The organism is Mucilaginibacter celer, assembly GCF_003576455.2.
GTDB classification, from domain to species: domain Bacteria; phylum Bacteroidota; class Bacteroidia; order Sphingobacteriales; family Sphingobacteriaceae; genus Mucilaginibacter; species Mucilaginibacter celer.
On the sequence record NZ_CP032869.1, the window covers coordinates 441811 to 453964 of the forward strand.

Annotated in this window: 13 protein-coding genes; 5 read left to right on the forward strand and 8 right to left on the reverse strand. The window is 43.3% G+C overall.

From position 1 onward, the window contains the following. Nucleotides 1-92 precede the first annotated feature (92 nt). From HYN43_RS01775 to HYN43_RS01790, 4 genes are all read left to right on the forward strand, one after another. A complete protein-coding gene (locus tag HYN43_RS01775) occupies nucleotides 93-1217 on the forward strand; it encodes a glycoside hydrolase family 26 protein (protein WP_119407819.1) in 1125 nt (374 codons plus the stop codon). Between the two features lie 170 nt (nucleotides 1218-1387). Continuing rightward, nucleotides 1388-1729 (forward strand): ArsR/SmtB family transcription factor, encoded by a 342-nt coding sequence (locus tag HYN43_RS01780; protein WP_119407820.1) that lies wholly within the window; start codon nucleotides 1388-1390, stop codon nucleotides 1727-1729. Next, nucleotides 1710-2168: an SRPBCC family protein gene (locus tag HYN43_RS01785; protein ID WP_119407821.1), complete on the forward strand. Its 459-nt coding sequence runs from the start codon at nucleotides 1710-1712 to the stop codon at nucleotides 2166-2168. The genes HYN43_RS01780 and HYN43_RS01785 overlap by 20 nt, the downstream gene beginning before the upstream one ends. 103 nt (nucleotides 2169-2271) lie before the next feature. Next, nucleotides 2272-2523, forward strand: a complete 252-nt coding sequence (locus tag HYN43_RS01790) for a hypothetical protein (RefSeq protein ID WP_162996255.1) — start codon at nucleotides 2272-2274, stop codon at nucleotides 2521-2523. Here HYN43_RS01790 and HYN43_RS01795 read toward each other — a convergent pair. The 3 genes from HYN43_RS01795 to HYN43_RS01805 form a co-directional block, all read right to left on the reverse strand. Next, nucleotides 2507-3733 carry an MFS transporter gene (locus HYN43_RS01795; RefSeq protein WP_119407823.1) on the reverse strand — a complete coding sequence of 409 codons (1227 nt, stop codon included), beginning with the start codon at nucleotides 3731-3733 and terminating at the stop codon, nucleotides 2507-2509. The genes HYN43_RS01790 and HYN43_RS01795 overlap by 17 nt on opposite strands. Nucleotides 3734-3925: 192 nt before the next feature. Continuing rightward, entirely contained in the window at nucleotides 3926-4594 is a 669-nt protein-coding gene (locus HYN43_RS30575) for a hypothetical protein (RefSeq protein ID WP_205589853.1), read from the reverse strand. A gap of 118 nt (nucleotides 4595-4712) precedes the next feature. After that, the gene (locus HYN43_RS01805; RefSeq protein ID WP_119407824.1) at nucleotides 4713-5420 is read right to left on the reverse strand and encodes a DsbA family oxidoreductase; all 708 of its coding nucleotides are present in this window, start codon (nucleotides 5418-5420) and stop codon (nucleotides 4713-4715) included. Between the two features lie 194 nt (nucleotides 5421-5614). Between HYN43_RS01805 and HYN43_RS01810 the strand changes: the two genes are divergently transcribed. Continuing rightward, entirely contained in the window at nucleotides 5615-6853 is a 1239-nt protein-coding gene (locus HYN43_RS01810) for a DUF3179 domain-containing (seleno)protein (protein WP_119407825.1), read from the forward strand. Nucleotides 6854-6859: 6 nt separating this feature from the next. On the opposite strand, the gene HYN43_RS01815 is transcribed toward HYN43_RS01810, so the two are convergent. The 5 genes from HYN43_RS01815 to HYN43_RS01835 form a co-directional block, all read right to left on the reverse strand. After that, complete coding sequence (locus HYN43_RS01815; protein WP_119407826.1) at nucleotides 6860-7153, reverse strand: hypothetical protein; 294 nt, start codon at nucleotides 7151-7153, stop codon at nucleotides 6860-6862. Between the two features lie 222 nt (nucleotides 7154-7375). Continuing rightward, nucleotides 7376-7597 carry a heavy metal-binding domain-containing protein gene (locus HYN43_RS01820; RefSeq protein ID WP_119407827.1) on the reverse strand — a complete coding sequence of 74 codons (222 nt, stop codon included), beginning with the start codon at nucleotides 7595-7597 and terminating at the stop codon, nucleotides 7376-7378. 8 nt (nucleotides 7598-7605) lie between these two features. Next, a complete protein-coding gene (locus HYN43_RS01825; protein WP_119407828.1) occupies nucleotides 7606-9057 on the reverse strand; it encodes a PepSY domain-containing protein in 1452 nt (483 codons plus the stop codon). A gap of 2 nt (nucleotides 9058-9059) precedes the next feature. Further along, complete coding sequence (locus tag HYN43_RS01830) at nucleotides 9060-11417, reverse strand: TonB-dependent receptor (protein WP_119407829.1); 2358 nt, start codon at nucleotides 11415-11417, stop codon at nucleotides 9060-9062. Between the two features lie 318 nt (nucleotides 11418-11735). Continuing rightward, entirely contained in the window at nucleotides 11736-12107 is a 372-nt protein-coding gene (locus HYN43_RS01835; RefSeq protein ID WP_119407830.1) for a hypothetical protein, read from the reverse strand. Nucleotides 12108-12154: the final 47 nt, after the last annotated feature.

The following is a 12154-nucleotide window of genomic DNA, read 5'->3' on the forward strand; positions in this document are numbered from 1 at the left end:
ATTCTGTCCGTGCGTTTATCATATTAACATTATCTTCAAAGCGAAGTATGCGCGGCTTTTGAGCGGGGCGATCAAGAAAGATATTTACCATCATGTCAAAAAACTTAAAAGGATTGGTTATTTTACTGTTATTTGTAAGCCCCCGCCCTGCAATGTCGCAACTTTTTGAGCCATCCGATAAAAAAGCCACTTCCCAAACCCGGCAGTTATTTTACAGTATGCAGCGTTTGGTTGATGCTGGTGTAATATTCGGCCATCATGATGATCTGGCTTATGGTGTTGGCTGGCGAGGCGACGAGGATCGATCAGACGTGAAAAGCCTAACCGGATCATACCCCGCCATGTACGGCTGGGATTTGGCGAAAATAGAACATGATAGCATTCGGGATATAAACGGAATCGACTTTAAGCAACAGCAGCAGTTTGTAAAAACGGTTTATGAGCGTGGCGGCATCAATACCTTCTGCTGGCATATGGATAACCCGGCCAACGACCAAACAGCCTGGGATACCACCATGCAAACCGTTAAAGAACTCATCCCCGGCGGGGCATACCATGATGCCTACAAAACGTATCTTGACAAAGCCGCCAATCACCTCTCGGGTATGAAAGGCGAGGAGGGAGAACCGATCCCCATTTTATTTCGCCCCTTTCACGAGCTTACCGGTACCTGGTTTTGGTGGTGTAAAAACACCTGCACACCCGATGAGTTTAAAACCGTTTGGCAGTTTACCATTAGCTATCTCCGCGATAAAAAGAAACTGCATAACCTGCTGGTCGTTTACTCGGCAGCCGATTTTGAATCGGAAGAGGAATTTCTGGAGCGATATCCGGGCGATGATTATGTGGATTTTATCGGCTTTGATAATTATTGTACTACCAGTGTGGCATCCTATCAAACTAAACTTGATAAGCGGCTTGGTATTGTTGATGCCATCGCCCAAAAACATCATAAGCTAAGCTGCCTGCCCGAAACCGGTTATGAAGGCATCCCAATGGATAACTGGTGGACAAACGTTTTGCTGCCAACCCTAAAAAAACACAAAGTAAGCTATGTAATGGCCTGGCGAAATGGTAACGAGCATCATTACTATGTGCCATTTCCCGGTCAGCAAAGCGCAGTCGACTTTGTTAGGTTTTTTAATAACCCAAATGTTATTTTTCAGAATAGGATAACACCCCTTGGTGTTTATGGGCAACCAAACAGGGGCGAATAGCTTTCCTTTATTCCATTCATAAAGCAGGGTGAAAACTAATCCCCTTCCGGTAATATCCTTAAATTTTTATGCGGATAGGTAATTGCCAAATCTTCGAAAAAAAATCTTTTAAAAGCTATTGCGCAAGTAAGTGCTTGCATTTATATTTGCAAGTATATGCTTGCGCAATTATGAAAACCAGACGAGACGTTTACCAGGCCATTGCCGATCCTACCCGCCGGGCTATCATTAACATGATTGCTACCGAACCGCAAAATGTAAATACCATAGCTGCAAATTTTGATGTTACCCGCCAGGCCATCTCGCTTCATATCCAAATCCTGCTTGATTGTGGCCTTATTGATGTAAAGCAAAAAGGCCGCGACCGCTTCTGCGAAGCCCGGCTTGATCAGCTTGGCGAAGTATCGGCCTGGGTTGATCAGTACCGCCAGCATTGGGAAAATAAATTAGATAACCTTGAAAAATACGTAGCACAATTAAAAGCCGAAAGAAATGGAAAACATAACCAATAACACTGCCGATCGTGAATTACGCCTAACCCGCACCCTGGATGCACCCGTTGAATTGGTATGGGAAGTATGGACAGATCCCAAACACATAGCCCAATGGTGGGGGCCAAATGGTTTTACCAATACCATCAGTAAAATGGATATTGAACCAGGTGGCGAGTGGGAGCTGGTAATGCACGGCCCGGATGGAACCGATTACAAAAACAAGAGTGTTTTTAAAGAAGTAATTCCGTTTAAAAAGATAGTTTATGAACATGTAAGCGGTCCTAAGTTTTTAGCCACCATTCAATTTGAAGCTCAAGGCGAACAAACTTTCCTTACCTGGCATATGCTTTTTGAAACCACCGAACAATTTATTCAGGTAGTGAAAACCTTCAAAGCTGATGAAGGCTTGAAACAAAACATCGAAAAACTGAATGCTTATTTAATTGGTATGAAATAAGATGCTGTTTGCATGAACGCCGATGATTGATTTGTTGTAAATGCCGGTAAAGATTAAAACAAAAAAGCACCAACAATGTCTTTTATTTATTAAAGATGTTGTTATGAATACCTATCAACAAAAATGGATTGAAACATTAGCTCACGCTAACCTGCAAAACTGGGTTATTAAACCGCAGGGCGATGATATTTTTGTAGAGTTGCCCCATGTTACCGATTTGAAACTGATAAGGGATAATTTGCCCGAAACCATTGGGCTGATGGCTTTGGATATTGTAGTACCAAAGCGCAGGCTGAAATTTATTTTTCACAACGGATATGAGCAGTTTGAATATCTGCTTAATCCAGCGGCTTAATATCTGATAAAGGCGGGCTGAAATCAACGGGTGTTTCTTCAGTAATGTTTTCCGGTTTGTCATCCTGGGCAAGTTTGGCTTTGGTTGAAACAATTACTACCGAAAGGCCCATGCAGGCTATCAGCACAAATGATGCTCTTAAAGTGGCTATGCCTGCAATAAAGCCAATTACCGGCGGGCCAACCAAAAAGCCCAGGAAACCAATAGTCGATACCGCTGCCAGCGCTACCCCGGGCGCCATTGTTTTTGATTTACCTGCCGCGCTGTATACCATTGGTACAACCGATGATACGCCTGCGCCCACCAATAAAAATCCCAACAAGGCGGTAGGAACATAAGGAAAAATCACGGCTATTGTTAAACCAATGGCCGTTAATGAGCCACTAACCTGCAAGGTACGTTTTAGTCCGAAGCGATGTGCAAACCAATCGGCTATAAATCGACCGCCGGCCATGGTAAACATAAAGGTAGTGAAGCCTATGCCCACAACTGTAGCAGGGGCAAGCACTACTTTTTTAAAGTAGATCACGCTCCAATCAAACATAGCCCCCTCGCAAATCATCGAACAAAAGGCGATGATGCCGAGTTTAATCAGCGATTTATCGGGCATTACAAAAACAGGGCCTGCATCGGTAACTTTATCGTCTTTAAGATAGCGGGCTGCTACCAATACTCCTAACGCTATCACTATCAGCATAGCCATAAAGTGATATAAGGGTATAATGCCGTTAGCTATCATGAAAGTGCCTATCCCTGCCCCGGTGAAACCCGCTAAACTCCATAAACCATGAAAAAAAGCCATGATGGGACGCTGGTACAATTGCTCGGTGGCAACGGCTTGCGTATTTACAGCTATATTAACAGCATTGCTACTAAACCCAAAACACATTAAACAAATAACCAGTTGAAAGGCGTTTTGCGCCAAACCAAGGGTAACCAAAGCCATGGAGTAGACAATAAGCGCGATAATAACCAGTTTTTTGCTGCCTATTTTGGTGATAATCCATCCCGAAAACGGAAGCGAGCACATCAGGCCAACCGGTAGGGCAAATAACACCGCTCCTAAACCTGCATCTGATAAACCAAGGTCTTGCTGCACCGTAGCTATCCGCGAAGCCCAGCTCGAAAAGCTTAATCCGGCCATAAAAAACATTGCGCCTACGGCAATACGGAGGGCTATTTTATTTATAGAAGCAGCTGAATTAGTCATTATGTTAAAATAGTATCAAATGTGTCAAAATGACACTATGTGTGTTTGTCACAAAGATAATATAATTGAATATAACTTAGTTAAGCTAAATCGTTTTTTACTTTGAGATGGGATATCTCAGATTATAAAAAAGGTGATTAATTGCCATCCGACAAATCAATCACCTTTTAATGGTTGAGTTATGATCAGTAATTAGCCTTTTACGTTAAAGGAGCCCACCACGGTATAAGTTTTACCGCTGCTGAAATTTTTTAACTCGGCTTTAAATGTGCCTATAGCATTACCTTTAATAGCACTTGAATGGTTTAGCGTAGTAAATTTAATTTTTCCGCCCATAAATGTTGCGTCAACATCTATGTTTAGTGCCGCAATATCATAAGTTCCCGCTTTTACATCGCTGATGGATATTTGAAATAAATCGCTTGGATTGGTACTTATCGTGCCAACTATTGTTGATCCCTTAGGGAAAATTGCGCCCGGTTCATTAGTTATAACTGAAGCACCGCTCTTGGTTACTTTGGCCCCGCCGTTAACCTGGTACGAGATTGTTCCCTGGTTGGCAGGCGGATAATCTGAACCATCATCTGCACCGCCCGGATCAGTACCCGTACCGGGGTCGGTTCCGGTACCCGGATCAGTACCTGTACCCGGATCTGTTCCCGTTCCCGGGTCGGTACCCGTGCCCGGATCCGTTCCTGTACCGGGGTCAGTTCCTGTGCCCGGATCTGTTCCCGTATCGGGATTCTTGGCTATAGCATTTTTTTCTTTATCAGGAGGCAGGATCGGATCAAGTTTACAGCTGCTTAAAACGGTTGTGGTAAGGTATAAGCAGATAAAGGCTCTGAAGTAAATTTTTTTCATAAACAAGGCTTAGTTGCAATAATTTTTAAGTGATTAAATATAAGCAATTTATCGTCCTTGTACGTAATGTTGAAAAAAATGATACGATCCTATCACGAAAAATATGCTCATCCGGTAATTACCCGCAATCACCATCAGGTCCGCATGATTCGCCTTCAATAATATCAAGCATCGGTTTAGGATTTTCCAGTTGCCAGTCGGCAAAAGCTTTACTCAGTGTATCACTGAAAATACCGGTTTCCTGCGCCCCCGATACTGCGTATTTACGGTTCAGTACAAAAAAGGGTACGCCACGTACGCCGAGGTATTGGGCTTCGGCAATGTCGTGCTTCACTTCATCGGCATAAAGTTGAGTTTCAAGAGCCTGTTTAATCTCGTTGGCAGGCAAACCGATAGCTACGCCAATTTCAATTAAGGTTTCATTATCATCAATATTGCGGCCTTCGGTAAAATAGGCTTTAAAAAGAGCTTCTTCTGCGGCATCACCAAGACCATGTTTTTTGGCGAGATGAGCCAGGCGATGAGCATTAAAGCTATTGGCAACAACTGCTTTATCAAAATTATAAGTAAGCCCCTCGTTTGCCGCCATCTGGGTAACGTGGTTATTTAATTGTTTGGCATGATCTATAGTGAACCCTTTTATCTCGGCCAGGTATTGATTTATGCTGATATCGGGATTGGTTTTTAAATCGGGATTTAGCTGGAAACTTTTCCATTCAATCTCAACCTGGTTTTGATGTTCAAACCCGGCTAAGGCTTGCTCAAACCTGCGTTTGCCTATATAACAAAACGGACACATCACGTCCGACCATATTTCTACCTTCATAACCTTGTTTTAAATGTTTAAACAAATTTATAAAATGCGGTTTTCTTCACAGGTAAGGGCAAAGTAAAATTTAGTTATAACTATTTATCGCTGATGCTATTTGTATTTACAAATTTTTATAAATTAGGAAATTATAAACCGATTATAAATTATTGAAACACCGGCTCAGGCATCGGCGAGGTTACCCGACGAAAATGAAGTGGAATAGTGCTAAAATATTTTGGATAGGCATCGTATTGCTTGTTATTCCGGGTTTGGCGCATGCTTACCTGTTAATGCCTTTTCCCGGCAGCCAGGATCTGAATGCCATCACGGTTTGCTACTACCTCGAAAAAGTGGTTATGCCGCTCCGCCTCATTGGCTTACTGTTTATTGTTTGGTACCTTTTTAAATACTACGCCAAAAACGCCTTCAGGCAAAAAATAGTAAAGGCCTCGGTTTTTGTGCTGTGCGTAGGCAGCTTTTACATTACCGATTATATGTACAAGGCCGAAACCATGTTTAAGGAAACTGAAAAACCCGGTTTTGCCAACGGCCTTTCAAACCGGGTACCATTAAATTATCTTGTTATCGGTGTGGTGAATAACGGCGTAGCCAAGGCTTATCCGCTTATATATCTGGGTTATCATCATAAAGTACAGGATGAGGTAGGTAATAAACCTGTTTTAGTTACTTATTGTACCATATGCCGTACCGGCAGGGTATACAGCCCCATGGTTGATGGCGTACGGCAGAATTTCCGCCTGGTGGGTGCAAGGCATTATAATGCCATTATTGAAGACGAAAGCACCAAAACATGGTGGTACCAGGCAACCGGTAACGCTGCGGTAGGTAAGCTTAAAGGAAAACAACTAACCGAATTGCCTTATGAGCAGCTCACCCTTTCATCCTGGCTGCAAAAACATCCTGAAACCCTGATTCTGCAACCGGATAAACTGTATACAACCGATTATGCCGATCTGAAAAATTACGACCGTGTGCAGGCTATCGACAAGGATAGCACGCTCAAAAACAAAGACTCGCTGATCCGCAAAAGCTGGGTGATAGGTGTAATCATTAACGGCCAGGCCAAAGCCTACAACTGGCGGCACATGCACATAAAAAGAGTGCTTAATGATGAGGTTAACCACATTCCTTTATTAATAGGCATTGAAAAAGACAGCCTAAGCTACCACGCCTGGAATACCCTGGTAAAAGGCAAAGCGCTTCATTTTAAACTGGATACCAACGGCATGCTTACCGACGATGAAACCGCATCTGTTTGGGATTGGGACGGGCTTTGCATTGCAGGCCCGCAAAAAGGCGAGCGTTTAACCAAAGTACAGGCCTACCAGGAGTACTGGCACTCGTGGAAACATTTTCATCCTAAAACAACCTTCTGGAAAGGGGAAAACGTTACAGAGCAAACTGCCTTTCTGGATATGTTGCTATAACAAAATTTAAATGGCAGCCGCTATTTTGCTGATATCATCGTCTTTAAGCAATTCGCTTTCGTTGACGTTAGGATAATATTTACTCAGAATTTTTTGAACAAGCAGGTAACTTTCAACAGATTGAATAGGGGTTGAGGCGAGTTCGGTGATGATGGTACCTACCAGCTTAACCTTTTTTGCTTCGTATTGATTAATCACAAAATCGGAAGTTTTTTTTGCACGGCTTTGCTGAATCAGCTCATCCAGTTTCCTGATCTCGTCAACCAGGTCGATCAATTTCAATACTTCCACCTTTTTCATTCGGCCAAAATTAGTGATTTATTTGTTACGGAGGGTGGAGTTTTGAGGGGGTGAAATATAAAAAACGCAATTATAAAAGCAACATGGCCTAAAAAAATATCGTCATGCCGAACTTGTTTCGGCACCCCACTCGCCAAGCAACCATGCTAAGCAAGCGGTTCACCTGTCCTGTGGGGTGCCGAAACAAGTTCGGCATGACGAAAAATTTAAATACTGTTCTACTTACTTCTTATCCTCGGTTGTATCCCGCTCAACCAAAGCCATACCACATTTAGGGCATTCGCCGGGTTTATTAAAAGTAAGGTCGGGATGCATGGTGCAGGTGTATTTTCCTTTTTTCTTAGCGGTAGCTGCAGTATCAGTTTTATCAGTGTTTTTAACGGTACTGTTGCAGGCACCTAAGGCTAATGTAGCCAGTGCAAAAAGGATGAGGCTTTTTTTCATATATCGGTTTATTTGTTTTTAATGAATGAGGCAAAACCGAATAATGATACCACCAACACGCCCAGGGCGGCCAGCATGCTCACTATATCGCGGATGTTTTTTCCCGCCCAGGTCATGCCAAAATATTTGTGTAAAAATATAAAAGAAAAGCCTTCAAGCCTGTCGATACCCGCAACTTTTGTAGCCAGTTTTGAACTGGTAGTTTCAATGTACCAGTTTTCGTTACCGGGGTAGCTTACCTGTTGCACGGGCAGACGCTTGTTAATGAAGCCGTACTCTTCTGTAAATTGCTTAACCGGTTTTACGTTGGCATTGTTATCAACTTTTTGAATAGCGCGTTTGCTGTTATGATAGTAGGCACTCAAAAAACGGGCATACTGTTCATCGCCGTTATTCAACTCTTTGCCGCTTAAAGTATTAAAATAATGGATCTGCTTATTAGTATCCGTTACCTGGTAATAGCTGCTATCAGCAAAAGAAACTAAACCGGCATGGGCGATCAGGCTATCGGGCAGGGGGATCTGTAAGTTAGAAATACCCAGTTCGTTGCGGTTTATTACCGTACCATAATCAGCTTTGGGAGTTTCAGTATTATGAAGTTTAACTGCAAGATGAAACGCCCCGCTTATTACAAATGTGAACATCACAAATGAAACAATAAGGCCTAATTGCCGGTGAAAACGGTGAACAAAGCGTTTATCATCAGCCCCTTTGTTTTTTTGATTTTGGCGGATAGATTTAAATTTTTTCCAGAATAAGCCATAAACAGTTATACCGCTTAATAACGATAAAAGCATAGCAACCATAATAATAAGCAGTATTACATTTCGGAATGTATCACCACCAATATCGGCCAGAAACTGCCAGGTATGGAATTGTTCAAAAGCCCACAAAAACGCTTTACGGGTATTGTTGTTGAATGTGCCCATGCGGCTTTGACCGGTTTCTATGTAAACATCCATGCCATCAGGCCGGTCGAAACTGATCTTCCAAACAGGCAGCAAATGGTTAATGGGTTGGTACTGCTCGTCGAAAGTGGTTTGATAGTCGATCTTTTTGATGTTCGATATCGAATCCTGTGTGAAATAGCGGGCGAGATAAGTGGCATACAGGCGATCTCCATCCCTCAACAAAATACCATCATTAGCCGAGTAGTAGTTGTAAACACTGTCCTGCCCTAAAACCTGGTAAAAAGTATTCCCTTTAAAGTTTACCAGCGCGAAATTGCGGATGGCTTTAACATTGTTTTTATCCAGCACCTGCTGTAAGGATAATGTCGGTTTCATCCGGCTTTGCACAAGAGGTTTAAAAACCTCCTGTGCTATTGACGGCCTGAACCAGTTTGACATGAACGGATGCGAAAGCCCGCTCAAAGTCCAGAATATTACCGGGACAAGGGATATTAGCCCCAGCACCCGGTGCCATTTATAAAATTTGCTTTTTACTGTTGCTGATGCCATGATCAATATTTTGAAAATGAATAACTGATGCCCAAAGTATAAGTGCGCGGTGGTGCGGCATTATAAGTATCGCCCCATTGATTACTGGTTACCGTTGTTGCATACAACTTGTTGGTTAAGTTAAGCACGTTAAACCAGATACCGGCGCGTTTTAAAGCACCGCTTTTTACATCGTATCCTAACCTTAGGTTATAAATATCATAACCGCTATAAGTTTTGGTATTTGCCGGGTCGGTGTAATAACGGTTAATGTGCTGCCACTCGGTAGCTATCCTGAAACCGGGCAGGTACTGTGGTTTATAAGTAAGCTCGGAGTTGGCAATCCAGGCAGGAGCATTGTTCATGCGGTTGCCGTTGTAGCTGATAACGGTATTGGTGCCGGTGCTGTAGTTGGTGCGCACTTCGCTGTATTCAACGTAAGTATGGCGGGCATTGGTGCCGCTAAACCTGAAGGTTAACTCTTTAACCGGTGCCAAAGTTAACGAGTATTCAATGCCGCGGTGCCGTGTTGCGCCGGCGTTTTGATTTTGAGTGGTATTATCGGGCAATAACTGGCTGATGATCTCGTTGTGGCCTTCCAAATCAAAAACGCTCAACTCAAAATACAGCATTTTGTTAAATGCCGCTAACCAGCCGCCTGCCTCATAGTTATCAAAAGTAGCCTGTTTAAGCGGCGTTAACTGGCGCGAGCTGTACAGGTCGCCGGTTTCGGGTGGTTGGAAACCTACGCTGTAATTGGCGTAGATGCCTTTGTTTGCACCAAAATTGTAGGTTAAGCCCAGCTTAGGGGCAACAATATTAAAATTGTTGGTTTCCTGCTGTTTGTATTTGGTTTGCCCTGCGGGGATGCCATTGCTAAAATTATAGTGAACCCTGTCGTAGCGTAAACCACCGGTAATGCGCAGGGCTTCGGTTGGTTTAACTTCATACTGAACATAAGCGGCCGTGTTAAATAGTTTGATCTTGTAATCATCAATATACCGCTCTGTATTGGTAAAGCCGGTGTAGTAGTTGTTAGCTACATCTTTGGTAATATCGAGATATTGCGCATAGTACGAGCTCGGGCTGTCATCTACATAAACACCTCCAATTAACCTTGAATGCAGAAAATCAAAATCAACCCGGTGCTGGGCCAATAAACCGAAACTGTGAAAGCGTTGGTCGTTCACCTGCCCGTTGCTGCTTTGGTATACGCCGTTGTTGTCCCTTACATCCGAAATAAAATAACTCGGCAACTGTGCTGTAGAGTTTTGGCGGAAGAACAGCGTTACAAAAGTGCTGTTCTTGTCGTTCCACTGCTGATCCAGCCGTGTAGTGGCACGAAACGATTTTACCTTACGATAGGTGAAACGCTGATTGGCACCATAGCTGCGATCATAAAAATGTGCGCTATCCAAACTGCCCGGGGTTTGGGTATTCAGATAGTTGTAAGCCGCAGATGTTGTTAGTTTTGTTTTCGCGCTAAAATCATAAGTGGTTTTGAAATTGCCCGAGTATTTATCAAATGCAGAATAATCCTGCCATCCTTCGCCCTGATGGGCGAGATACCCACCAACATATAAGCCAAATTTGCCCTGGGTAAAGCCGCCATCAGCATCAACACGGCGATAGTGGTAGTTGTCGCCTTGTACCGATACATTACCTGCGTAACCTGTAGGTGGCCCCTGGGTAATAAAGTTTACCGCGCCGCCGATAGAGTTACTGCCGTAAAGCGATGACGCAGGGCCTTTAACTACTTCTATATCCTTAACTCCCGACATATTGATCTCGTAAAGCGAGTTATGGTTAAAGATGCCGGTAGGGCGGATAGGCAAACCATCTTCCATATACAAATAAAGTGCATTATAGGTGATAGGCTGGCGGATGGCCATGGTATGCTGCTCGTTACCTAAATTAACCATATACACACCTGCTACCTTATTCAATAGCTGGTAAAGGGCTGTGGCTTTGGTATCTTTAATTTGGGTGGAGTTTATTTTGCTGATGGCGATAGGTGCATCCTGGCGCGACTGCCCTTCACGACTGGCTGTAACCACCACAGGCTGCAGATCGACAGTTGAGGGCTCTAATGCAATATCAAGCTTTTGGCCTTTTACGGCAGATACATCGATGATCTGTGTATTGTAACCAACCATGGTAAATTTGATCTGTGTTATGCCATCAACATTAATGCTGAAGTGGCCTTTAGCATTGGTCATACCCAGTTTTTGCCCGTTGTTCTCATTCGCTTTGCAGATGGATGCGCCGGGTATAGCCTCGTGGGTGATGGCATCAGTTACAGTGCCTTGTATAGTAGCTTGACCGTAGGTCTGGGTTTTGAGCAGTATAAATGTTATAAGTAGGGTTAAATATCGTTTCATTATATAGCATTACAGGAGTTGCCTCCCGGTGTAAAAATGGGTAGAGTAGGGTGTGTAATTTGATTGAAAAGGAAATAGAATTTTCTTCACGTCATTGCGAGGCACGAAGCAATCCCCGATTTACAGGGCCACTAAGCAAATTTCTCTGTACAGTTTGGGATTGCTTCGTGCCTTGTCATGACGGCTTTTAACACCAATCGTAACAAGGATTATCGCAAACAGCAAAGCGCGTAGTTTACTCGAAATAGCATGGTTTACAGCTATGCTGAAGCATAACTATCCCATATATCAATCAAAAAACAATAAAAAATGAAATGATTATCCTAACTGCGGAGGGCGGAATATCGTAGCCGGGCGGTCGGCCGGTACGGTTTTGAGGTAAGGGGTTGAAATAACCCGCAACAGGCTGGAGTGGAATTTTACATCAGTTGAACTGATGACATAAACCTCCTGAAAGAGGCTCTTTTGCGACTGCCTTTCGTCGCTGGCCTGCTTGTCCTCTGCCTGTTTTATCTTTTTCATAAAATAACATTTACCATCGCAATGCATCCAGGGCTTGTTCCTGTTTTCGCAAAGTTTGGTGGCAATGTAATTCCTGTTCATTTCAAACCCCGCGAATACAAAGAATCGCGAAAAGTTTGCCGTGATCAGCGAAAAGATGAGTAAATAGGCTGTAATACGTTGCAGCATGGCGCAAAGGTACACCCAAAGCGTTTATTTGGCAACGTTAAATTGAA